The 23,772-nt window shown below is 62.4% G+C and carries 17 protein-coding genes and 1 tRNA gene; 15 read left to right on the plus strand and 3 right to left on the minus strand.

The window, feature by feature from the left end; translation table 11 throughout:
- Positions 1-94 precede the first annotated feature (94 nt).
- From rimP to ACP7EY_RS17795, 15 genes are all read left to right on the plus strand, one after another.
- On the plus strand, positions 95-583 hold the full coding sequence (rimP, locus tag ACP7EY_RS17725; protein WP_426112334.1) for a ribosome maturation factor RimP: 489 nt from the start codon (positions 95-97) through the stop codon (positions 581-583).
- On the plus strand, positions 580-2,145 hold the full coding sequence (nusA, locus tag ACP7EY_RS17730) for a transcription termination factor NusA (RefSeq protein WP_426195913.1): 1,566 nt from the start codon (positions 580-582) through the stop codon (positions 2,143-2,145). Before rimP ends, nusA begins: the two co-directional genes overlap by 4 nt.
- A 46-nt stretch (positions 2,146-2,191) precedes the next feature.
- Positions 2,192-5,053: a translation initiation factor IF-2 gene (gene infB / locus ACP7EY_RS17735; protein WP_426195915.1), complete on the plus strand. Its 2,862-nt coding sequence runs from the start codon at positions 2,192-2,194 to the stop codon at positions 5,051-5,053.
- Positions 5,054-5,134: 81 nt separating this feature from the next.
- Entirely contained in the window at positions 5,135-5,554 is a 420-nt protein-coding gene (rbfA, locus tag ACP7EY_RS17740) for a 30S ribosome-binding factor RbfA (RefSeq protein ID WP_426195916.1), read from the plus strand.
- Positions 5,555-5,645: 91 nt separating this feature from the next.
- Positions 5,646-6,566, plus strand: coding sequence for a tRNA pseudouridine(55) synthase TruB (truB, locus tag ACP7EY_RS17745; protein WP_426195917.1), 921 nt, complete (start codon positions 5,646-5,648; stop codon positions 6,564-6,566).
- 172 nt (positions 6,567-6,738) lie between these two features.
- A complete protein-coding gene (gene typA / locus ACP7EY_RS17750; RefSeq protein ID WP_426195918.1) occupies positions 6,739-8,571 on the plus strand; it encodes a translational GTPase TypA in 1,833 nt (610 codons plus the stop codon).
- A gap of 611 nt (positions 8,572-9,182) precedes the next feature.
- The gene (locus tag ACP7EY_RS17755) at positions 9,183-10,964 is read left to right on the plus strand and encodes an OmpA family protein (RefSeq protein ID WP_426195920.1); all 1,782 of its coding nucleotides are present in this window, start codon (positions 9,183-9,185) and stop codon (positions 10,962-10,964) included.
- Between the two features lie 8 nt (positions 10,965-10,972).
- A complete protein-coding gene (locus ACP7EY_RS17760; RefSeq protein ID WP_426195922.1) occupies positions 10,973-12,550 on the plus strand; it encodes a hypothetical protein in 1,578 nt (525 codons plus the stop codon).
- Complete coding sequence (locus ACP7EY_RS17765) at positions 12,547-13,395, plus strand: hypothetical protein (RefSeq protein WP_426195924.1); 849 nt, start codon at positions 12,547-12,549, stop codon at positions 13,393-13,395. Before ACP7EY_RS17760 ends, ACP7EY_RS17765 begins: the two co-directional genes overlap by 4 nt.
- Before the next feature lie 131 nt (positions 13,396-13,526).
- Positions 13,527-16,082 carry a TonB-dependent receptor gene (locus ACP7EY_RS17770; protein WP_426195926.1) on the plus strand — a complete coding sequence of 852 codons (2,556 nt, stop codon included), beginning with the start codon at positions 13,527-13,529 and terminating at the stop codon, positions 16,080-16,082.
- Positions 16,066-17,634 carry a histidine-type phosphatase gene (locus ACP7EY_RS17775; RefSeq protein WP_426195928.1) on the plus strand — a complete coding sequence of 523 codons (1,569 nt, stop codon included), beginning with the start codon at positions 16,066-16,068 and terminating at the stop codon, positions 17,632-17,634. The genes ACP7EY_RS17770 and ACP7EY_RS17775 overlap by 17 nt, the downstream gene beginning before the upstream one ends.
- Positions 17,635-17,814: 180 nt before the next feature.
- Positions 17,815-18,774, plus strand: a complete 960-nt coding sequence (dusA, locus tag ACP7EY_RS17780; RefSeq protein ID WP_426195952.1) for a tRNA dihydrouridine(20/20a) synthase DusA — start codon at positions 17,815-17,817, stop codon at positions 18,772-18,774.
- A 505-nt stretch (positions 18,775-19,279) separates the two neighbouring features.
- Positions 19,280-21,067: a methyl-accepting chemotaxis protein gene (locus tag ACP7EY_RS17785; protein ID WP_426195930.1), complete on the plus strand. Its 1,788-nt coding sequence runs from the start codon at positions 19,280-19,282 to the stop codon at positions 21,065-21,067.
- Positions 21,068-21,159: 92 nt separating this feature from the next.
- Positions 21,160-21,501 carry an energy transducer TonB gene (locus ACP7EY_RS17790; protein ID WP_426195932.1) on the plus strand — a complete coding sequence of 114 codons (342 nt, stop codon included), beginning with the start codon at positions 21,160-21,162 and terminating at the stop codon, positions 21,499-21,501.
- A gap of 47 nt (positions 21,502-21,548) precedes the next feature.
- On the plus strand, positions 21,549-21,899 hold the full coding sequence (locus tag ACP7EY_RS17795; protein ID WP_426195934.1) for an energy transducer TonB: 351 nt from the start codon (positions 21,549-21,551) through the stop codon (positions 21,897-21,899).
- Positions 21,900-22,025: 126 nt separating this feature from the next.
- On the opposite strand, the gene ACP7EY_RS17800 is transcribed toward ACP7EY_RS17795, so the two are convergent.
- From ACP7EY_RS17800 to murI, 3 genes are all read right to left on the minus strand, one after another.
- Positions 22,026-22,403, minus strand: a complete 378-nt coding sequence (locus ACP7EY_RS17800) for a hypothetical protein (protein ID WP_426195936.1) — start codon at positions 22,401-22,403, stop codon at positions 22,026-22,028.
- Positions 22,404-22,717: 314 nt separating this feature from the next.
- Positions 22,718-22,793 (minus strand) — tRNA-His (locus ACP7EY_RS17805).
- 85 nt (positions 22,794-22,878) lie between these two features.
- Positions 22,879-23,766 (minus strand): glutamate racemase, encoded by an 888-nt coding sequence (gene murI / locus ACP7EY_RS17810; RefSeq protein ID WP_426195938.1) that lies wholly within the window; start codon positions 23,764-23,766, stop codon positions 22,879-22,881.
- Positions 23,767-23,772 lie beyond the last annotated feature (6 nt).

Genomic DNA, 23,772 nt, shown 5'->3' on the forward strand with positions numbered 1-23,772 from the left:
GGCATTTGCCCATTTTTTTTTGGTAAAACGTTTTTGTTGTCCTGGCGTTCGACGGGCCGGATGGCGCGAACGGACAGGGTCCTGGAGAAGTCGATTGCAGCAGTTTGATTTGATCGCCAAAACGGTAACCGGGCTGGGCTATGACCTCGTCGATGTGGAGCGGGGCGAGCGCGGCATTTTGCGCGTGTATATCGATTTCACCGCCGCCGACGCGGAAGAAAAAGGCCTGATCACGGTCGAAGACTGTGCCACCGTCAGTCACCAGTTGTCGCATGTGCTGACGGTCGAGAATGTCGCTTACGAGCGCCTGGAAATCTCGTCGCCGGGGCTCGACCGCCCGGTGCGCACGATGGCCGACTTCGAGCGCTTTGCCGGCGAAGAGTGCACGGTCAAACTGCGCACGGCCTTTCCCGGCAGTGCCAACCGCAAGACCTACACGGGTATCTTGCAGGCGCCGCAGGGCGACAAAATCGGTTTGGAATTTGAAAGCAAGGATGGTCCGGCGCAGTTGGAGTTTACGCTGGCGGACCTGGATAAGGCACGTTTGGTGCCGCAGGTGGATTTTAAGAAGGGCAAAGCATGAGTCGCGAAGTATTGTTACTGGTAGATGCGCTGGCGCGCGAGAAAAACGTCGATAAGGATGTCGTCTTCGGCGCACTCGAATTCGCCCTGGCCCAGGCCACCAAAAAGCGTTACGAAGGCGAAGTCGACATTCGCGTGTCGATCGATCGCGATTCCGGCGAATTCGAGTCCTTCCGTCGCTGGCACGTGGTGCAAGATGACGCCGGCCTGCAATTGCCCGATCAGGAAATCCTGCACTTCGAAGCCGTCGAGCAAATTCCCGACATCGAAGTGGACGAATACATCGAAGAGCCGATCGAGTCCGTTGAATTCGGCCGCCGCTTCGCCCAGGACACCAAGCAAGTGGTCCTGCAGCGCGTGCGCGATGCCGAGCGCGAACAGATCCTGGTCGACTTCCTGGAGCGGGGCGATTCGCTCGTGACCGGCACCATCAAGCGGATGGAGCGGGGCGACGCTATTGTCGAGTCCGGCAAAATCGAAGCCCGCCTGCCACGCGACCAGATGATCCCGAAGGAAAATCTGCGCATCGGCGACCGTGTCCGTGCCTACATCCTGCGCATCGACCGCAATATGCGCGGCCCGCAAGTGATCCTGTCGCGCACCGCGCCCGACTTCATCATGAAGCTGTTCGAACTGGAAGTGCCGGAAATCGAGCAGGGCCTGCTGGAAATTAAATCGGCTGCCCGTGACGCTGGCGTGCGCGCAAAAATCGCCGTCTACACGGCCGACAAGCGCATCGACCCCATCGGTACCTGCGTCGGCATGCGCGGTTCGCGCGTGCAGGCCGTCACCGGTGAACTGGGCGGCGAGCGCGTCGACATCGTGTTGTGGTCGGATGATCCGGCCCAGTTCGTGATCGGCGCCCTGGCCCCGGCCAATGTGTCGTCGATCGTGGTCGATGAAGAAAAACACGCCATGGACGTCGTCGTCGACGAAGAAAACCTGGCCATCGCGATTGGCCGCTCGGGACAGAACGTGCGCCTGGCCGCCGAACTGACGGGCTGGAAAATCAACATCATGACGGCCGAAGAGTCCGAGAACAAGGCAGCGGCGGAAACCGCGGCAGTACGCGCCCTGTTCATGGAAAAACTCGACGTCGACCAGGAAGTGGCCGACATCCTCGTCGAAGAGGGCTTTGCCTCGCTGGAAGAAATCGCCTACGTGCCGATCTCGGAAATGCTCGACATCGAATCGTTCGACGAAGACACCGTCAACGAGCTGCGCACCCGGGCCCGTGATGCGCTGGTCACGGAAGCGATCGCTTCCGAAGAAGGCCTCGAGGGCATGGACGAAGCGCTGGTCGGCCTGGAAGGCATGGACCGTACCACCGCCGGCAAGCTGGGCCTGGCAGGCATCAAGTCGGTGGAAGCATTTTCCGGCCTGGCCTACGACGAGTTCGGCGCGATCCTGGCATTGCCAAGCGAGCGTGCCCGCGATCTGATCAAGAATGAATTTAACGATGTGACCGACGACGAGATGAAGCTGGTCGACGCAAAGTATGACGACCGCGCCAAGGCGCTGCAGGCGAAAGCCTGGAGCCTGGCAGAAGTGGCCAAGGCTTAATTTGCGAATCATTATCATCTCAGCGACACATAGAAAAGAGGACTGAATGGCGAGTAACAACGTAGCCCAATTTGCCACCGAACTGAAGATGCCTGCAGACTTGCTGCTGACGCAGCTGCGTTCTGCCGGCGTCGAGAAAAGTTCGACGTCAGATCCATTGTCGAAAGATGATAAGGATAAGCTGTTGAACCACCTGCGCCGTACCCACGGCGCGGCGGCCGACATGGAAAAGAAGAAGATCACGCTGACCCGCAAGGAAACTTCCGAGATCAAGCAGGCTGACGCTTCTGGCAAAAGCCGCACCATCCAGGTGGCGGTCAAGAAAACGCGCACCTTCGTGCAGCGTGAAGAGCCTGTGGCGCCGGTGATGGCAGCGCCGGCTCCGGTCGCTCCCGTGATCGACGCCGCCGAAGTGGCGCGCCGCGAGGAAGAGGCGCGCCGCCAGGTCGAGCTGATCGCTCGCCAGGAAGCGGACCTGCGTGAAAAGCAGGAACGCCTGGCCAAGCTCGATGCGGAGAAAGAAGCCCAGGCCAAGCAGGCCGAAGCTGATGCCAAGAAGCAGGCTGCCGAAGAAAACAAGCGCGCTGCCGCCGCTGCCGCGGTGACCGCCGCCAACGCTGGCGCCGCCGCTGCCGACGACGCTGCAAGCGCCGCCGCCGCCGCCGCCAAGAAAGCTGCTGACGAGGAAGCGAAAGCGAAACTTGCCACTGCCGCCAAGGAAGCTGCCGCCCGCGCCGAAGCGAACGACCGTGCCCGCAAGGCCGTCGCCGACGAAGTTGCCCAGATCAAGGCCATGATGAACGCGCCCCGCCGCGCCATCAAGGCCCCTGAGCCGGTCGCGCCGCCCGTGGCCGCCATCAAGCCGAAAACGGCCGAAGGCACGCTGCACAAGCCCGCCGACAAGAAGCCTGGCGATAAGCCGGCCGATGCCAAGAAAGTCCTGGGACCGGACAAGAAGTCGATCAAGTCGGCCAATGTCTCCTCGACCTGGTCGGACGACGCCAAGAAACGCGGTACCACGGGCGCTATCAAGCCACGCGGTAACGTCGGTTCCGGCGGCCGTGACGGCTGGCGCGGTGGTGCCAAGGGTGGTCGTCGCAATTCGCACTCGGACGATCGCGAAACCAATTTCCAGGCGCCGACGGAAGCGGTCATCAAGGACGTTCACGTTCCTGAAACCATCACGGTTGCCGAACTGGCGCACAAGATGTCCGTCAAGGCATCCGAAGTCATCAAGCAATTGATGAAACTGGGCCAGATGTGCACGATTAACCAGGTGCTGGACCAGGAAACGGCGATGATTCTCGTCGAAGAAATGGGCCATAAAGCATTTGCCGCGGCAGAAGACGATCCGGAAGCCTTGCTGGCCGATCAGGGTGAGCACGCCCACTTCGAGTCCGTCTCGCGCGCACCGGTGGTCACCGTCATGGGTCACGTCGACCACGGCAAGACCTCGCTGCTCGATTACATCCGTCGTGCCAAAGTGGCGTCCGGCGAAGCGGGCGGCATCACGCAGCACATCGGCGCTTACCACGTCGAAACGCCGCGCGGCATGATCACCTTCCTCGACACCCCGGGCCACGAGGCGTTCACCGCCATGCGTGCCCGCGGCGCCAAGGCAACGGACATCGTCATCCTGGTGGTGGCGGCGGACGACGGCGTGATGCCGCAAACGAAGGAAGCGATCGCTCACGCGAAAGCGGCCGGCGTGCCCCTGGTGGTGGCGATCAACAAGATCGACAAGCCGGGCGCCAACCTGGATCGCGTGACGCAGGAACTGGTCGCCGAACAAGTCGTGCCGGAAGAATACGGTGGCGAGTCGCCCTTCGTGCCAGTGTCGGCCAAGACCGGCTCCGGTATCGACGATCTGCTCGAACAGGTGCTGCTGCAGGCCGAAGTGCTGGAACTGAAAGCACCGATCGATGCGCCAGCCCGTGGCCTGGTCGTCGAAGGCCGTCTCGACAAGGGCCGCGGTCCGGTCGCGACCATCCTGGTCCAGTCCGGTACCTTGCGTCGTGGCGACGTCATCCTGGCCGGTTCCTCGTTCGGCCGCGTGCGCGCCATGCTGGACGAAAACGGCAAGTCGATTTCCGAAGCGGGTCCATCGATCCCTGTGGAAATCCAGGGCTTGACCGAAGTGCCGGTGGCCGGTGAAGAAGTGATGGTCATGGCCGACGAGCGCAAGGCGCGTGAAATTGGTCTGTTCCGTCAAGGTAAGTTCCGTGATGTCAAACTGGCCAAGCAGCAAGCTGCGAAGCTGGAAAACATGTTCGACCAGATGGCCGAAGGCGAAGTCAAGAACCTGCCGATCATCGTCAAGACCGACGTGCAGGGTTCGCTCGAAGCGCTGGTCAGCTCGCTGCAGAAGCTGTCGACCTCGGAAGTGCGCGTGCAAGTGGTGCACTCGGCCGTTGGCGGTATCACGGAGTCGGACGTCAATCTGGCGGTGGCCTCGAAAGCGGTCATCATCGGCTTCAACGCCCGTGCCGATGCACAAGCGCGCAAGCTGGCCGAGTCGAATGGTGTGGATATCCGTTACTACAACATCATCTACGACGCCATCGAAGAGATTCGTGCCGCGCTGTCGGGCATGCTGGCACCGGAAAAACGCGAAACCGTTACCGGCCAGGTCGAGATTCGCCAGGTCATCCTGGTGTCGAAAGTGGGCGCGATTGCCGGTTGCCTGGTCACCGATGGTGTGGTCAAGCGTGTTTCCTCGGTCCGCCTGCTGCGCAACAACATCGTCGTGTGGACTGGCGAAATCGAATCGCTCAAGCGCTTCAAGGACGATGCGAAAGAAGTTCGCGCCGGTCTCGAGTGCGGTCTGTCGCTGAAGAACTACAACGACATCCAGGTTGGCGACACCCTGGAAGTGTTCGAAGTGCAGGAAATCGCCCGCACGCTGTAAGCGGCAATTGACGCATCGCGGGGCGCCATCGGCACAATGCTGATCGGCGCCCCGTGTTTTTATATCGAGTAAGAAAAAATCATGGCCAAACACAGTAAAAACATCCCCGCGCGCGGCTTGCGCGTGGCGGATCAAATTCAAAAAGACCTGTCGGTGATCATCGCCGGCGGTTTGAAAGACCCCCGCATCGGCATGGTCACCATCACCGAGGTGCAACTGACCCCCGATTACGCCCACGCAAAAGTGTTTTATACGCTGCTGAGCGACAAGAAGGAGGTCATCAAGAACACCAACGACGGCTTGCAGGCAGCCTCCGGCTTCATCCGCAACCAGCTGGGCAAATTGCTGCACATCCACACCCTGCCGGCGCTGCATTTCGTGCACGACAGCTCGACCTCGCGCGGCATGGAATTGTCGCTGCTGATCGACCAGGCCAACAGCAGCCGCGCGGCCGATGCCGAGCCGGACGCGGTGCCGGACGAAGATTCGCCAGCGCTCTAAGCTGGGCCCAAGTTCAACCAGGCCATTGCTTTCTGGCTGTATCACAAAGTCACAATAGGGCAGGCGCCGTCGGCGCCCGTCCGCATATTCCATGAAGCCAACACACACCAAAAAGCCGCGCGACCTCGTCGATGGCGTGCTTCTGCTCGACAAGCCGGTCGGTCTGTCCTCGAATGACGCCCTGATCAAGGCGAAACGCATCCTCAACGCCAAGAAGGCTGGCCACACGGGCACGCTCGACCCCTTCGCCACCGGCTTGTTGCCCTTGTGCTTCGGCGAAGCGACCAAGTTCTCGCAGGATCTGCTGGAAGCGGACAAGACCTACGAGACCACGGTCCACCTGGGCATCACCACCAACACGGGCGACACCGAGGGCGAAGCGATCGCCACCCACGAAGTCGATGTCACGGTCGCGCAGATCGAAGCCGTCCTTGCGCAATTTCGCGGCCCGATCCTGCAAGTGCCGCCCATGTACTCGGCCTTGAAGCGCGATGGCAAGGCGTATTATGAATATGCGCGCGAAGGCATCACGCTCGAGCGCGAAGCGCGCCCCGTGACGATTCTCAGCCTGAAATTTTTGGAATATTCTGCGCCTTTTTTGAAATTATCTGTCACCTGTTCCAAGGGCACGTATATTCGCGTGCTGGGCGAAGACATCGGCAACGCCCTCGGCTCCGGCGCCCACCTGAACGCGCTGCGCCGCACGCAAGTGGGGCCGCTGGGCATCGACGCCATGGTCACGCTGGAAGACATGCAGGCCAATCCGGCGCCCCTGTCGATGCTGGCGCCCGTGGACGCCTTGCTGGCCTCGTTTCCCGCCGTCATGCTGACGGAAGAACTGGCCAAGCGCTTCTTGAATGGCCAACGATTGGCACTGGGCAAGGAAGAAATTGCCGTGCCGGCTGAGCAGGGCAGGGTGCGCGTGTACCTGGGCGACAAGCTGCTGGGCACGGCGCAGTTGCAGGAATATGCGATCCTGGCGCCGGAGCGGCTGATCGCTTTCCTGGGCTAGGCAAGGGAAAGCAAGGGTTTGCCGTGCCAAGCCCTTGAAATTACGCACCTTTTCCCGGAGGACAATGCAATGTGCTTGCGAGCGTGCTATACTCGTCGGTTACCGCAATTCGATTCATCGTACAACTTCGTACACCGCGTACCCCGTACGCCTCTCTCAGTCCATTACGACCATGTCTACTCAAAAACGCGCTATTCGTAACATCGCCATCATCGCCCACGTCGATCATGGTAAAACCACCCTGGTCGACCAGCTGCTGCGTCAGTCCGGCACCTTCCGCGAGAACCAGCAGGTCGATACCCGCGTGATGGACTCGAATGATCTCGAGAAGGAACGCGGCATTACCATTCTGTCGAAGAACTGCGCCGTCGAATACGAAGGCACCCACATCAACATCGTCGACACCCCAGGCCACGCCGACTTCGGCGGCGAAGTCGAGCGCGTGCTGTCGATGGTTGACTCGGTGCTGCTGCTCATCGATGCCCAGGAAGGCCCGATGCCACAGACCCGCTTCGTCACCCGCAAGGCGCTGGCGCTGGGCCTGAAGCCGATCGTCGTCGTCAACAAGGTCGACCGTCCAGGCGCGCGTCCGGACTGGGCCATCAACCAGACCTTCGAACTGTTCGACAAGCTGGGCGCCACCGACGAGCAGCTCGACTTCCCGATCATCTACGCATCGGGCCTGAACGGCTACGCCGGTCTGACCGAAGACGTCCGTGACGGCGACATGAAGCCTTTGTTCGACGCCATCCTGCAATACGTGCCTGTGCGCGATGACAATCCTGACGGTCCCCTGCAGATGCAAGTGACTTCGCTCGACTACTCCTCGTACGTCGGCAAGATCGGCATTGGCCGCGTCAACCGCGGTCGTGTCAAGTCCGGCATGGACGTCATCATCCTGAACGGCCCAGGCGCGACCCCGATCAAGGGCCGCATCAACCAGGTGCTCAACTTCAAGGGTCTCGAGCGCGTGCTGGTCGATGAAGCCGTCGCTGGCGACATCGTCCTGATCAACGGCATGGAAGACATCGGCATCGGTTCGACCGTGTGCGCACCGGACACCCCGGAAGCGCTGCCAATGCTGACCGTCGACGAGCCGACCCTGACGATGAACTTCATGGTCAACAACTCGCCACTGGCCGGCCGCGAAGGCAAATTCGTCACCAGCCGCCAGCTGCGTGACCGTCTCGACCGCGAACTCAAAGCCAACGTCGCCCTGCGCGTGGCGCCGACCGACGACGACACCGTGTTCGAAGTTTCGGGCCGTGGCGAATTGCACCTGACGATCCTGATCGAAAACATGCGTCGCGAAGGGTTCGAATTGGCCGTTTCGCGTCCTCGCGTGGTCTACAAAATGGTCGATGGCGTGCGCCACGAGCCGTTCGAAAACCTGTCGGTGGACGTCGAAGAAGTCAACCAGGGCGGCGTCATGGAAGAACTGGGCCGTCGTCGTGGCGACCTGCAGAACATGGAATCGGATGGCAAGGGCCGCGTGCGTCTCGAGTACCGCATTCCTGCCCGTGGCCTGATCGGCTTCCAGGGCGAGTTCATGACCCTGACCCGCGGCACCGGCCTGATGAGCCACGTGTTCGACGCTTACGGTCCTGTCGACAACACCCGCGGTGAAATGGCCGGCCGTCGTAACGGCGTGCTGATCTCGCAGGATGACGGCGCCGCTGTCGCCTACGCCATCTGGAAACTGCAGGAACGTGGCCGCATGTTCGTCGTGCACAACGATCCCGTCTACGAAGGCATGATCATCGGTATCCACTCGCGTGATAACGACCTGGTCGTCAACCCGATCAAGGGCAAGCAGCTCACCAACGTGCGTTCGTCCGGTACCGACGAAGCAGTGCGCCTGGTGCCACCTGTGCAGATGTCGCTCGAATACGCGGTCGAATTCATCGCCGACGACGAGCTCGTCGAGATCACCCCGAAATCGATCCGCCTGCGCAAGCGCTACCTGAAAGAAAACGAGCGCAAACGCGCTGGTCGCGACGCGTAATTCGTCCGTGACATACAAAAGCCCGCTGATGCGGGCTTTTTTTTCGCCACTGCTTCCGTCAACCCCCTGCGGTGAACCTGTGCGTACTGCCGAGGTCAAACCTGCTCGAGCGATCGCGTGCGTGTACTGCAATTCGTCTGGTGCATCATTCACGTCGAGAATGTGAACGCCTGTTCAGCACGACTGCGGCCTGGCCGCGCTGCGTGCCGTCGTTGGATTTATTCGCCAAATTAAATCACACGAGCCAAAAAATATCTGCACCGCCTTAATGATCACCAATTCTCACGCATACCTTCTCATTTTGATTTTTAAAATTAATATTGTGATAATTTGTGACAATTGCCTGTTTAATTATTCTCGCTGCTTGCCAGGCAGCTGCTGTTGGCGTCGTGATAGTCGTCATTTTCTTGCATTTCGCATTGATTGAAAACTGTTTCGCCGCAGTGGGCGGAACAGAAACTTGCAGCGTCGATCAAGCATCATTACAATCGTACGATAGCCAAAATGACAATCACGGTGCGTTGCGCACTTTGATGCGCATTCACACTGTGGGTGTGGTCCTCACTATAAAAACAATTGCTCGCGCTAACACTCCGGATAAGGTAATACCCATGAAATTTTCTTCACTCAAGCAGGTCACTGCGGCCGGCGTCGCCTTGTGCGTCGCCGGTTGCGCCACCGCACCGGGACAGCAAGGCATCGGCGAGGGATTGACGAATACGTTCAACAACCCGGATCCCTGTTCCAATAATGCCCGCAACACGGGCATGGTGGCGGGTGCGCTGGTGGGCACCCTGATTGGCGCCAAGCTTGGTGACAAGGACCGCGGCGCCATGCTGGCCGGCGCGCTGCTGGGCACCACCGTGGGCGGCCTGATCGGCGCCGACATGGACAAGCGCCGTTGCGACATGGCCAAGGTGGCCCATGATTACCAGTTGCGCATGACCTTTGCCGCGGTCACCAGCGATGGCGGCGTGATGAGCGACGCGGCGCTGAGCCGTTCCGGCAATGCGGCCGACGTCAAGAAAAACGCCATCGGCAACGTGGTGTCGGTGCAGGACGAGGGCGGCCCGGGTGGCCACTTCGAAAGCAATTCGGATGTGCTGACCCGGCGCGCCGAGCAGTATTTCTCGGCCATCGCCGACGTGTACAACCAGGCCAAGCTGGCGCAAAGCATTGCCGACCCCGTCAAGCGGCAGCAAAGCCTGCAGGCGGGCGCTGATCGCAAGCTGTTATTGGTCGGCCACACGGACGATACCGGTTCGTCCAGCCTGAACGCCGAACTGTCGGAGCGCCGCGCCAAGGCGGTGGCCCAGTACCTCGAACGGCGCGGCATCCCGCGCGAGCAGATTTATTACCAGGGGGGCGGCGAAGTGTACCCGGTGGCCGACAACCACAGTGAAGCAGGGCGCGCGGAAAACCGCCGGGTGGAGATCGTCGAACTGAGCAGCGGCGCCAACCTCAGCAAGTACCTCGAAGCGCGCCGCTCGAATTACCAGTTTTATCGCGCCGTGCCGACCAGGCCCGAGGCATCCAGCACGGCCACCACGGCCAGCACGGCCGTCGCCACGGGCGCCGCACCGCGCCGTCCGGGCTCGCCATCTGGCACAGCCACGCCGGTGGCCGGCGCCAAGGGCGAGGCCGCGCGCATCGCCAAAGCCGCGCCAGCGGCCGCGGAGGCAGGCCGCCCGGCCGATAAAGTGGTCAGCAATAAAGCCGCCGAGAAGGCCGGGGCGCCAGCCGCCCCGGCAGCGCGCGCGGCCGCCGCCGTGACCCCCGCCAAGGCATCCCCCCTTAAAACCAGCGGCAAGCAGATCGATTTTGGCGGCGCGCCGCTGGCCCAGACCACCCTGGCCGCCGCCAGCGTGGGCAAACTGGCCCACCAGCGTCCCCTGTTCTCCCTGATCAGCAGCGCCTACGCCGATGACGCCCCGGTGCTGTCCGATTGCTCGCAGGACCGGCCACGCGTGTCCGGCGCGGTGCGCGCGCTCAAGGATGGCGCCACCTATAAAGTGGCCGAGCATGTGCCCGGCCTGTACGGCAAGAGCTGGACCGAGCGCGTCAATGGCCACCAGATCGTCATCAACCGGGTCGCCGTGCTGGCCAGCGAAGCGACGCTGGCGCAGATGCCCGAACTGAAGGTGTATGCCGATTACGATCCGGTCGCCAATCGCAATCCGAAGCCGGACGTGTCGATGCGTCCCGAAGTCAATACCTACCTGGGCGAAGGCGGCATCCTGTACCGCCTGTTTACCGCCGGCGCCGGCGGCATGCAATGCGTCGATATTGTGTACAACCGCAATGGCGGCACCGTCGCCAAGGGCGGCAATATCGTCTATGCGCACGATAACCGCCTGTACGTTTCCGCTTTTAAACCCGCCATCGCCAACTAAGAACCATCATGTTATCCGACCTTATTCATACTTATCCCGTCCTGCTGTGGACGCTGGTGTACACGCTCGTTGCGGCGCTCGTCATTTCGCTGTTGTGGGATAAACTCAAATGGTGGTGGCTCAATACCTGGTACAGCTTCCCGGCCATTGGCAAGCTCAATAGCCTGTCGAAAGATCTGCACCAACTGCAGGATGGCAGCGGCTGGTTCAAATCCGAGCGCACCCTGTGCCAGGACTATAAAACCTTCGTGCAGGTGCAGTCCGAATACGATTTCGAACAGCGCATGACGTATTTGCACAAGGCGGGCGATAACGGCCGCTCGCTGACGCCATTGGCGATCTGGGTGCTGGTCATCGGCTTCGTGTTTATCGAAGCGCAGGGTTTCAGTTATGTGCTGGCCGGTTACACCGTGCCGGGCGCCAGCGAAACCACGCAAAAATATGCCGCCGTCGGCATCGCCTTTATCGTTTCCGCCCTGTGCGTCTTGCTGACCCACTTTGCCGGCCACGAGTTGTATATTTCCATGAAAATCAAGCGCGCCCGCAAGGACTGGATCGAAGACGGCGGCAAGAGCAAACTGCGCAGCCGTTCCATGCCCCTGACCACCGCCCAGCATATTGACGACGATCTGCCCGAGTACACCCAGGTGAGCAACCGGGTGGGCACCGAGGCGAGCTTCGTGGTGGCCTGGGCCACCCTGGCCTTCGTGCTGATGATCGCCATCGGCGCCACCTACGTGCGGGTGCAAAGCGCGAATAAACTGATGGGCGACATCGTCACCACCCAGAAAGCCGAACTGAAAGAGCGCACCACCAGCGCCGCCGGCCTCGATCTGGCCAAGCCCACCACCATTCCCGAGGCCGATGGCAAGGTCAGCCAGGACGCCGACGGCAGGGCCGTCGACGAAGCGGCAGCCTACGATCTGCACGGCTACTGGGTGACGTTTGCCATCCTGGCCGTCCTGTTCGTGTTTCTGCAGGCGCTGGGCGTGTTTTTTGGCTATCGTTGGGGGTTCGCCGGCGAAAACAGCAAGGCCGCCTTCAAGGCCCTGGGCAAAGGCCGCTTCCTGACCTATGGCGACGTGCGCAATGCATCGCAGCAGTACATCGACAAGGCACAAAACCAGCTGGAAAACTTGCATCAACGAATGATCCAGCGCCATGCGGAGCAGGGCAACGGCGTGGCCATTCATCCCAACAAGTCCTTCCTGGAATTCCTCGACAGCACCGAGCAGCAGGACGCCGCCTATCGCAACAAAAAGCGCGAGGCCCATCACGCCCAGCAAAAACAGGCTGACGAGGATCTCCAGCGTTCGCAAAAACGCGTGCCGTCGACTGCGCCGGTCGCGCCCGTCGCCGCTGCCGTGACCGCCCCGTCCGCGGCCCCCGCCGCCCACGACGAGCAAGTCGAAGCGGCGCTGCGCCAGCTCGAGCAACTGGGCGACGACGCCCCCGCCAAGCTGGCCTACCTGGACACCTTGCCGGAAGCCGTGTTCGACGCCGTCAAGGCAGTACTGCAGCAGCGCAAGCTGGCCAAGGAATCGGCGAAGAAGCAGCGCGCGGCCGAGATCGAGGATTTGCTGTGATCGCGCGCACGGCAATGATGGTCGCGGCGGCCCTGCTGTGTGGCAGCGCCTGCGCCGCCGTCGAGGATGCAGTGCCCAGTTGTTATGATCACAAGCTGGGCGTGACGGCCGCTGCCAGCAGCACCGAACTGTTCATCCTGGTCGATCAGACGACGTTGTTCGATGCAACCTTGCAACAGCAGGTGGCCGACAATGTGCGCTTGTTCATGGGGCCAGGCAATGCCTTTTCGATCATGACGTTTTCCGCGTTTTCGCAGGGGCGTTACGCCCAGGTGGTCAGCGCCGGCAACATCGAAGCGGCCATCGGTGCGGGCCTGCGTGACGATATTTCCAAGCCCTTGCTGAACAAATTCGACGCCTGCGCCAAGCGCCAGCCGCAAATTGCCATGCAAGCGATCGGCACGGCACTGCGCACGGCGTTTGCCGGCGCCAACCCCGATCTGGCCAAGTCGGATGTGATGGCATCGTTCAAATCGATGTCGAGCCGGGTAAAGAATTCGCCGGCCAGTCGCAAGATCGTGCTGATCGCCTCCGACATGCTGGAAAACTCGTCCGTCAGTAGTTTTTATGACGGCAAGGGCATGTCGGTCAAGAACGTCGATCCCGCCAGGGAAATCAAGCTGGCCGCCGACAACGACCTGTTTGGCGACTTCGGCGGCGCCAGGATCTACGTGATCGGCGCCGGCCTGCTCTCCGACGATGCCAAGAAGGGCAGCAAGTACCGCGATCCCAAGACCATGCGTTCGCTGATCAATTTCTGGAACCAGTATTTCCAGAAGTCGAACGCGGCCGTGGTGGAGATCGGCCAACCGGCCTTGCTCAATAACATTAGCCTGGGCCGCTAAGGGCAGGGCCAGGCGGGCTGGCCCGATGGCAACGCTGCCGCGCGCGTGCGGCAGAGTTGCCATAAGTAATTACCTTGTCATATAGTAAAGCTACCATCGCCACTTTCATTGATCTCAACTGAAAGTGGCATATGCAGCTTGCAACCCGTCCCCCCTCTCCACAGCAAGCATTGCGCCTGACGGCACTGGCGCTGGGCATCCTGTGCGCCTTCGATGCACGGGCCCAGCAGGCCGCTGGGCCCAATGCCGACCTCGGCACTGACAGCGTGGTTCACATTGCCGGCCAGCGCGCCAGCATTCGCAAGGCCGTGCTGCAGCAGGAGGCGGCCAACAACATCGTCAGCGTGGTCAGTGCCGATGACATCGGCGCACTGCCCGATATCAATGCCGCCGAAGCGCTGGCCCGCATGCCCGGCATCTCGGTGCAACGCGACCAGGGAGAAGGACGTTACGTCACGGTGCGCGGCCTGGGCCCCGACCTGAACACGGTGACGATCAATGGCGCGCTGGTGCCGGCGCCGGAAAACGGCCGGCGCGGCGTCTCGCTCGACGTTATTCCGGCAGGCATGATCCGCACCTTGCAAGTGATCAAGACCCTGACCCCGGACATGGACGCCAACTCGCTGGGCGGAACCGTCGACGTGCAGACCCTGTCGGCCTTCGACCTGCGCGGGCGCACCCTGACCTTGAGCGCGACGGGCGGCTACAACACGCTGTCGCACGATAAAAGTCCGGGCTTCGGCCTGTTCTGGGCCGATCGCTTCCTCGACGGCAAACTCGGCGTGGCCATCGGCGCCAGCGGCGAGCGCCGCCGGCTGGCGTCCGACGACGTCGAAACGGGTGGCGCCTGGACGGCATCGGGGCGCCTGACGGCCCTCGAGTTGCGCGATTACCAGCCGGTGCGGGAAAACCAGGCCGTCGGCCTGAACCTCGACTACCATCCGCAGACGGGCCAGGCGCTCTACCTGCGCTCGTTCCACAGCACGTTCAGCGATGATGAGCGGCGCGATCGCCTGACCATCAGCAACATCACGGGAGGCTCGGCGGCCGAAGGCGACATCGTCACCGCGCGCGCCGAACGGCGCCTGCGCGAGCGCAAGTACACCCGCAACATCGATTCGCTGGTGGTGGGCGGCGACCTGGCCGTGCAAGAGTGGACGCTCGCTGCCCGCGCCGGCAGCAGCAAGGCCGGCGAGGACCAGCCGAATGCCTTGAACGACGTCCAGTTTCGCCAGAATGGCGTGACGGGTATTTCGTTCACCGATACCCGCTTGCCCGTGCTCAGTGGCCCGTCGAGCTTGTACGACGCCAGCAAATACAACCTCACCGCCATCACCTACCAGGGGCGCGTGAGCGATGACAAGGAGCAGCACGCCAGGTTCGACCTGGGCCGCAAGCTGTCGTTCGACGGCGCCGACAGCACCGTCCAGTTCGGCGCCAAGCGCAGCCGCCGCCAAAAAACCAACGATACCAACCAGTGGGCGTTCAACAGCGCGTCGGCGGCCAGCCCGAACTACTGGGGCGCCGGGCCGAGCACCCTGGCCGGTTTTGTCGGCGGCACGACGGTCAATTTTCCCCAGCAGATCGGACTGGCCATCGACCCGGCGCTGGTGCGCGCCCGTACCGACGGGCTCGATGCGGCGAAGGCGGCCAGCCTGTCCGCCTCCACCGTGAGCGACTGGACCATCGACGAGAACATCAATTCTCTGTACCTGCAAGCGTCGACCGACGTCCAGGCGTGGAATGTGCTGGTCGGTGTACGCCGCGAACAGACCCGCTTTGCCGCCGTCGGCAGCCAGTTGTCGCCCGCGCTGGCCGTCACCCCCGTGACGAGCCAGAAGTCGTACAGCAATGTGCTGCCCAATCTGCAAGTGCGTTACAAGCTCGACGACAGCACCAGCATCCGCGCCGCCATGACCCGTGCGGTGGTGCGCGCCAACTTCAGCCAGCTCGCGCCCGGCGTCGCCCTGGCCAGCCCCACCGAAGCGACCATCGGCAACCCGGACCTGCGGCCACTGCGCGCGAACAATCTCGACCTGGGCATCGAGCGCACCCTGGGCCTCGATGGCAATCTGGCCCTGTATGCGTTCAAGAAGGATATCAAGGACTTTACTTACCAGACCAATCTTGCCGGTACGGGGCAGTGGGCCGGCTACACCACCGCCACCGGTTTTGTGAACGGCGACGCGGCCGACATCGCTGGCGTCGAACTGGGCTATCAGCAGGCGCTGCGTTTCCTGCCGGGCGCGTGGAGCGGCTTGATTGCCGGCGTCAATGCGACCTATACCAGGTCGTCGACGACGCTGGCGCGCTTCGACAAGAGCCGCGCCGCCATGCTCACGCGCGAGGTGGTGCTGCCGGGCCAGTCGGCGCGCATCATGAACCTGATGATCGGCTACGAAAGCGGGCCGTTCAGCGGACGGCTGGCGGCCAACATGAAGTCGCGTTACCTGTTGCAAACGGGCGCCGACGTGCTCGATGCCAACCAGGATACCTGGGTCGATGCCCAGCGCCAGCTGGACCTGTCGCTGCGCTACCAGCTCGGCAAGGGCACCCGGCTGTCGTTCGAGGTGTTAAACCTCAACAAGGAGTCCTACTATACCTACCTGGGAAAACCCGCCTACAATGCGCAGAATGAACAATATGGCCGCACCTTCCGCCTCTCGCTCAGTGCGAACATTTTCTAACAGGGCAGGGCAGGGCGCCGGCAGGGTCAGCGTTGCCATCACGGCGCTGGCCCTGCTGGGCGGCTGTGCGGCAACGCCCGGTGAAACTTTCCTCACCACCAAGACGCCCTACCAGCCGCGCCAGGCCGCCGCCAGCTACGCGCCGGCGCCGCCCGGCTTCACGCCCCATCATACCCAGCTCGTCGCCCGCCACGGCACGCGCGGCATGACGGGCATGAAGCATGACCTGGCACTGCTCAATATGTGCCGCCAGGCGGCACTGGAGAACGCCCTGACGCCGCTGGGGCAGGCGCTCATGCGCGACATCGGGCGCCTGATCGAGGTGCAACTGCTGCTCGGCTACGGCATCGACGGCATCGCCCGGCCCGGTTATGCGAACCTGACCCGGATCGGCATCGACGAACATCGGCAACTGGCGCTGCGGGTGTTGCAGCGCCAGCCGGCGCTGTTCGCCGCAACGGGTGGCCGCAGCATCGTGGTCGAGCATTCCGGTGTCGACCGCGCCCGCGACAGCGCGTATTTCTTTACCGACTCGCTGACCCGGGCGGCGCCCCAGTTGGCCGCCGCGATCGAGCAGGCGGTGTTGGCCGGCTACCCGGCCGATGCGCCGGTGGCGCAGGCCGCCGGCGTCAACCGATTCACCTTGTATTTCCACAAGCTCAATGCCAGGACCGACGCCGTCAGCGGTCCCGCCGATCCCCACTTTGCCACGTACCGGGACAGCGCGCTGTACCAGCAATACCTGGACAGTCCCCGCCTGCGCGCCCGCCTGGACGAAATTGCCAGTGACCCACGACTGGAAGTGGCGGCGCGTATCGTCCTCGAACGCCTGTTCAGCAAGCAATTCATCGACCGCCTGGCCGCGCGCGAACTGCGCTTTAGCAACGAGGGCACGATGGACGCGGTGTCCGCCGACGGCAAGCTGCACGCCAGGCGCGACGGCGACGGTAAAACCGTGCTCGATACGCCCGTGGCCGCCTTGATGGCCCTGTCCGCGCTGTATGAAATTGCCCCCGGGCTGCAAGCGGAGCTGGGCCGCGATTTTCGCCCCTACATCCCGCCCGAGCAGGCGCGCCTGCTGGCATGGGCCAACGACGCCGAGGATTTTTTCGTCAAGGGGCCGGGCGCGGCGCAGGATGTGCCGGTGACGTACAAAATGGCGGAAGGCTTGCTGGCCGATTTTTTCAGGGAAGCCGAGCAGGGCAGTCAACGCCACCTGGCCAGCTTCCGCTTCACCCACGCGGAAATCATCATCCCGCTGGCCGTGCTGCTGGGGCTGCCGGGAAGCAGCACGCCGGTCGCCGCCGGTCAGCCGTTTACCTACGAAAGCAACCCGTGGCGTGGCCGCGACATCGCCCCGTATGCGGCCAACATCCAGTGGGACAGTGTGCGCAACGGGCAAGGCCGCCTGCTGGTGCGGATGCTGGTCAACGAGCAGGAGCGCGACTTCAAGCCGGCCTGCGACGGCGCCCGCTTTGCCGCTGGCAGCCCATACTACGACGTGGCGGCGCTGCGGCTTTGTTACCAGGGCGGAGCGAATACGGCGCAGTGACCGGGCCAGGCTGCCGGCCGGCGCGGCAATTTCACTCGCGTATAATGGCGTTCCTCCCGCCATTGCCCCGGTCGACGCCAGTTGCAGCGCCGGCCCCGGCCCACCCAAGAGAGCAGCATGCCTGAGAACACCGCCAAGCCCGGTCAAGCCGTTCGCGGCCGCCGCGTCTGCGTCGCCCCCATGATGGACTGGACCGACCGCCACTGCCGCCAGTTTCACCGGCACATCACCCGCCACACCTGGCTGTACACGGAAATGGTGACCACGGGCGCGCTCGTGTATGGTGACGTCGAGCGCCACCTGCGCTACAACGAGGCCGAGCACCCGGTGGCGCTGCAGCTCGGGGGCAGCGATCCGGCCGATCTGGCCGTCGCCGCGCGCCTGGGCCAGCAGTACGGCTACGATGAAATCAACCTCAATTGCGGTTGCCCGTCGGAACGGGTGCAAAAGGGGGCTTTCGGCGCCTGCCTGATGGCCGAGCCGCAACTGGTGGCCGACTGCGTCAAGGCAATGCGCGATGCCGTCGACATCGATGTGACGGTCAAGCACCGCATCGGCATCGACAAGATCGACGACTACGGCTTTGTGCGCGACTTTGTCGGCACCATTGCCGATGCCGGCTGCACCACGTTTATCGTGCATGCGCGCAATGCCATCCTGAAGGGCTTGTCACCGAAGGAGAATCGCGAGATTCCCCCCTTGCGCTACGAAACCGCCTACCAGCTCAAGCGCGACTTCCCCGCGCTGGAAATCATCGTCAATGGCGGCATCAAGACGGGCGACGAGATCGCCGCCCATTTGCAGCACGTCGATGGCGTCATGGTGGGCCGCGAGGCCTATCACAATCCCTACGTCATGGCCGAGTACGATGCCCGCTTCTACGGCGACGACGCCGCCGTCAAGACGCGCGAAGAAGTGCTGGCGGCGATGATTCCCTACATTCAAGCCCAGCTCGACGCACACGCCGCCAGGGGCCTCAAACTCAATACCATCACCCGCCACATGCTGGGCCTGATGCAGGGTTTGCCGGGGGCGCGGCTGTTTCGCCAGATCATGTCCGATCCCAAGCGCCTGGCCAGCGCCGATCCCCATCTGCTGCTCGAGGCCGCCGAGGCCATGCAAAGGCGCGCCGCCGCCTGATGGCAACAGCGGGCGGCAAGCGTTGCTGTCAAACTTGCTTAAAAATTAATGCAAGCGCTTGCTTGTGTTGACAAGCCGATCTCGCCATCGTGCTCGCGTGCGCGCCTGATCCGGGTGCGTGGCGCACCGTCGCGGCGCATCGCGCGCCCCTTGGCGGTGAGGATGCGGCCCAGTTGCATCGCATGTGACTCAGCTTTGCATGCGCCAGTCACAATTACCGCATAGAAACAACACTCCTTGCGTTTACGCGCGCATCTGCTTGCTCTTCGGCAACACAGCCACCTATAATTACCTCTTAGCAATGTCAGTCGTGGGTTGAACGGCACCAACAAGTGTTGTTCGATTGAAACAAAGACGTTTGCCTACCTGCATTTTGCATCCGCAGTCAAAATTTTTGTTCTATCCTTGAAGCAACTTGCGATGCGTCAACATTTGTTGGTGTGCAGCGAAGAACAGCCAGGTACTGGCGTAGCCGATTAAAACGTCTCCTAGAAAAAGATACGACATGAATTTATCAAATATGAAAGTGGGCATGCGCCTCGGCCTCGGCTTTGCGCTGGTGCTGTTTTTCCTGGTCGGTGTGACCGTCATCGGTATTTTCAGTACGGGCCAGATCCAGGCGCGCCTCGACCGCGTGGTTGGCGTGAACAATGTGGTGACCCGCTACGTCATCGATATGCGCAGCAACGTCAGCGACCGCATCAATTCCCTGCGTATTCTGACGATGATGTCGGGCCCGGACGAAATGGAAGCGGACTTGAACCGCGTCAAGGAACAAGCGAAGAAATACGAAGAGATGGAGAACAAACTCTCCGCCAAGTTCGCCCTGGAAGCATCGCCACAAGAAAAAGCGCTGCTCGCGCAGACCAAGGAACACGAAGCGGTTGCGCTGCCGGCCATCGCCAAGGCGCAGGAACTGTGGCTGGCCAACAAGGCGGAAGATGCCACCCGCGTGATGATCAAGGAAATCAAGCCAGCCCAGAAAAAATGGATGGACGCGCTTGAACAGTTGGCGGTACTGGAAGACAAGCTCAATACGCAAAGCCAGGTCGATGCCAATTCGGCTTATCACAGCGCCCGCAACTTCATGCTCATTCTCGGCGCCATCGCCGTCGCCCTGTCGGTGCTGGCGGCGGTGCTGATCACCCGCGGTCTGCTCAAGCAACTGGGCGGTGAACCGGATTACACGGCGAAAATTGCCGGTGCCATCGCCAACGGCGACCTGTCGATCGCCATCGACGACGCCGCCAAGGACAGCCTGCTGTACGAAATGAAAGAAATGCGCAACAGCCTGGTCAGCATCGTCGGCCAGGTCCGCGTCGGCACCGAAACCATCGGCACGGCATCCCGTGAGATCGCCGCCGGCAATATCGATTTGTCGTCCCGCACTGAAATGCAGGCAAGCTCGCTGGAGAAGACTGCTTCCGCCATGGAAGAATTGACCTCCACCGTGAAACAGAATGCGGACAATGCCCGTGAAGCGAACCAGTTGGCAGCGAGCGCCTCGGAAGTGGCCCGCAAGGGTGGCGAAGTGGTCTCGCAAGTGGTCGACACCATGGGTTCGATCAACGCATCGGCCAACAAGATTGTCGACATTATCGGCGTCATCGACGGCATCGCCTTCCAGACCAACATCCTGGCCTTGAACGCCGCGGTGGAAGCGGCCCGTGCCGGTGAACAAGGTCGCGGCTTCGCCGTCGTCGCCTCGGAAGTGCGTAACCTGGCCCAGCGCTCGGCGGCTGCCGCCAAGGAAATCAAGACCCTGATCGGTGATTCGGTCGAGAAAGTCGAACGCGGTAGCAAGCTGGTCGGCCAGGCCGGCGTCACCATGGATGAAGTGGTGGCCAGCGTCAAGCGCGTCACCGACATCATGGGCGAGATCGCCAACGCCAGCCAGGAGCAGAGTGCCGGCATCGCCCAGGTCAACCTGTCGATCATCGAGATGGATTCGATGACCCAGCAAAATGCCGCGCTGGTCGAGGAAGCCGCAGCTGCCGCCCAGAGCCTGCAGGACCAGGCCAGCGAGCTGGCCCACGTGGTGAGCATTTTCAAACTGGTCGAAGGCGAGCAGCCGCAGATCGTGACGCCATCGCACAGCCTGGCGCTGGCGCCGGCCGCGGCGGCAGCCCGTCCTGCCGTCGCCCGTCCCGCCGTTGCCCGTCCGGCCCTGAAAAAGCCGGCTACCGCGATGCGCAAGAGCGTCGCCGCGCCGGCAGCACCAGCAGCACCAGCGGCGCCGGCCAAGCCGAAGAAAGTGTCCGCCGCCAGTGCCGACGAGTGGGAAGAATTTTAAGCAGGGCCTTTTACGTAGTCACCGTCTTTTGCAGTAGCCGTTCAAGCTGTCAATTTAATTAACTCATCTGAATACGAAGTGGAACAAGAATTATGAACAAGCCTTTTATCCGTATCGCCGCAGCCCTGATCCTGACCACCTTTGGCAGCACCGTGTTTGCCGGTGAAGTCGCCGCGAGTTTCGATGCGAAAAACTGCCGTGCTGAATATCCAAAAGCATCGCTGATGAATGAAGAGCAGGGCGAAGTGTCGCTGGCATTCCTGGTGTCGGCCGATGGCAGCGTGGTCGATTCGAAGGTTGAGAAGTCGAGCGGTTTCAAGGGTCTGGACAAAGCGGCGGTCAAGGGAATCAGCGCCTGCAAGTTCAAGCCAGGCACCAAGGACGGCGCCCCGGCGCAGACCTGGGCCAAGGTCGATTACGTGTGGAAGCTGTAATCATTGAAGAAGTTGATTAACTAAGTTGATTAATGGGGGAACTAGGTATGTCTACGAAATCGCGTTATCTGAGTGTGATCGCCGCTGTGGTGTTGTCGAGCCTGACCGCTACCGTGGTGGCCGCTGAAGTACCGGCCGTATTTGATACGAAGACGTGCAAGGCCGACTATCCGAAGTCATCGCTGATGAACGAGGAGCAAGGCACCACGTCGATGTCCTTCCTGGTGGCGCCGGATGGCGCGGTACTCGATTCCAAACTGGAAAAAACCAGTGGCTTCAAGAGCCTGGACAAGGCGGCGATCAAATCGATCAGCGCCTGCAAGTTCAAGCCCGGCACCAAGGACGGCGCCCCGGCGCAGACCTGGACCAAGGTTGATTACTCCTGGAAGCTCGACTAAATTCCCCCTGACACTGCCGGCTGATGCCGGCAGTGTGCATTTGAGGGGTGCCGCCGCACTGTCGGGTTTTCTGCGCCGATGGGCGGGCAGGGGTGACTGCCTGGTTACGTGCAGCGGGGCGCCGTTTCAATCGCTGGAACCACCGCCACCGCCGCCACCGCCGCTATCGGACGAGCCCGAGGACCCGCTGTCGGCGGGCGCACTGGCCCAGTCACCCGAGGCGCCGCCGCCGTCAAACGAACCGCCGCCACCGCCGGAAAACTGCCATGTGGACGGGGCCGCGTGCGACGGGGCATCCGATGTTGACCCCACCGTAGGGATGGGCGTGCGCCCGAAGTCATCGAACGCCGGCGCATCGGCGGGCGTGCCGCCGGAGTTGCTCCGCTGCGTGCGCCAGCGTGCCCGTGAACGACGGGCGCGGTAGAGGTAGATCAGGCGGGCGAAGAAAGCAGCAACGGCGACCGACAACAGCAAGTAGGGCGTCAGTCGGAGGAAGTGGTTCATGTTTTTACTCCTTCGTGTGCGGCGCCCGATCGGGCGCCGCTGGCCCATCCTAACGCTTGTAACAGGCGTCTGCCATGCAATATTAATGGGTGGCGCGACGTGGGCAGGCCAATGCGATTTTCGTTGCAAGGCCAGTGAACAGCCAGTGGCGCGCCGACCCAAGGCCTGGCGCTTTCAGTGATGACACTGGCAAGCATTCTGGTCAAGGCGGATCACTATCTGACAAGTCGCACGCGCCGAGCGGCAATCGCATGGAGACGAAAAAAAGACCTACAAGCTTGCGCGTGTAAGTCTTTGATTTGCTACATATTCTGTGGGGTGGCTGATGGGGCTCGAACCCACGACAACAGGAATCACAATCCTGGACTCTACCAACTGAGCTACAGCCACCACTGTCTTACTGATTGTCCCGGATGTTCTCAAGACAGAGCGAGATTATACAAACAACTGGCGAAACTGGCAAATCTAAATTCGTTCAGTTCGCCAACCCGGCGGAAGCGGCCTCGAGGTTCACCGCGTCGACTGCCACCTCCAGGCCCAGCAGGGCGCCAAATGCCGCCTGCAGCTTGGCCGCGCTGGCGCTGCTGTAGCCACGCACGGCGCCCGGCGCGGCGCCAGGCTGCGCGGGCGCGAGCAAACCGGCCGCCGCCAGCAGGCGGCCCAGCTGGCGCGCCACCGCGTCGCCCGTGTCGACCAGCACCACGTGCGCAGCACCCGCCTCGACGACGATGCGTTCGATGGCCGTGCGTACCAGCGGATAGTGGGTGCAGCCCAGCACCAGCGTGTCGGCGCCCTGGTCGAGCAGGGGCAGTATGTAGCCGCGCAACATGGCCAGCAGCGCGGGCGAGTCCAGCTGGCCCAGTTCGATCTGGTCGGCCAGCCCGGGGCAGCCGCGCAACAGAAACTGCGCGTCGCTGGCCTGGCCCAGTTGCTGGTGCAGCAACTGGAACTTGGCGGCGGCCAGCGCCGCCTCGGTGGCCAGCACCGCCACCTTGCCGTTGCGGCTGGCGGCGGCGCCCGGTTTGAGGCCCGGTTCGACGCCGACGATGGGCATGGCGGGATAGGCCGCGCGCAGGGCGGCGATGGCGGCCACGGTGGCGGTGTTGCATGCCACCACCAGCGCCTTGGCGCCCCGTTCGACCAGGAAGGCGGCAATGGCCAGCGCGCGCGCCGTCAGCACCGCTTCGCTCTTGGCGCCGTACGGCGCATAGGCCGCATCGGCGAAGTACAGCAGCGACTCATGGGGCAGCAGGGCGTGGATGTGACGCAGCACGGACAGGCCGCCCACGCCCGAATCAAACACGCCGATGGGCGCCGCGGCGCCGTTCGCTGGCCGCACCGAGATTGCGTCTGACATCATCATTGCCGC

Source organism: Massilia sp. DWR3-1-1, from assembly GCF_049898325.1.
Taxonomy (GTDB): domain Bacteria; phylum Pseudomonadota; class Gammaproteobacteria; order Burkholderiales; family Burkholderiaceae_D; genus JAFCUW01.

Coding starts and splice junctions, on each gene's coding strand:
- nusA (WP_426195913.1), top strand. CDS start 580: ATGAGTCGCGAAGTATTGTTACTGGTAGATGCGCTGGCGCGCGAGAAA.
- infB (WP_426195915.1), top strand. CDS start 2,192: ATGGCGAGTAACAACGTAGCCCAATTTGCCACCGAACTGAAGATGCCT.
- rbfA (WP_426195916.1), top strand. CDS start 5,135: ATGGCCAAACACAGTAAAAACATCCCCGCGCGCGGCTTGCGCGTGGCG.
- truB (WP_426195917.1), top strand. CDS start 5,646: ATGAAGCCAACACACACCAAAAAGCCGCGCGACCTCGTCGATGGCGTG.
- typA (WP_426195918.1), top strand. CDS start 6,739: ATGTCTACTCAAAAACGCGCTATTCGTAACATCGCCATCATCGCCCAC.
- ACP7EY_RS17755 (WP_426195920.1), top strand. CDS start 9,183: ATGAAATTTTCTTCACTCAAGCAGGTCACTGCGGCCGGCGTCGCCTTG.
- ACP7EY_RS17760 (WP_426195922.1), top strand. CDS start 10,973: ATGTTATCCGACCTTATTCATACTTATCCCGTCCTGCTGTGGACGCTG.
- ACP7EY_RS17770 (WP_426195926.1), top strand. CDS start 13,527: ATGCAGCTTGCAACCCGTCCCCCCTCTCCACAGCAAGCATTGCGCCTG.
- dusA (WP_426195952.1), top strand. CDS start 17,815: ATGATGGACTGGACCGACCGCCACTGCCGCCAGTTTCACCGGCACATC.
- ACP7EY_RS17785 (WP_426195930.1), top strand. CDS start 19,280: ATGAATTTATCAAATATGAAAGTGGGCATGCGCCTCGGCCTCGGCTTT.
- ACP7EY_RS17790 (WP_426195932.1), top strand. CDS start 21,160: ATGAACAAGCCTTTTATCCGTATCGCCGCAGCCCTGATCCTGACCACC.
- ACP7EY_RS17795 (WP_426195934.1), top strand. CDS start 21,549: ATGTCTACGAAATCGCGTTATCTGAGTGTGATCGCCGCTGTGGTGTTG.
- ACP7EY_RS17800 (WP_426195936.1), bottom strand. CDS start 22,403: ATGAACCACTTCCTCCGACTGACGCCCTACTTGCTGTTGTCGGTCGCC.
- murI (WP_426195938.1), bottom strand. CDS start 23,766: ATGATGATGTCAGACGCAATCTCGGTGCGGCCAGCGAACGGCGCCGCG.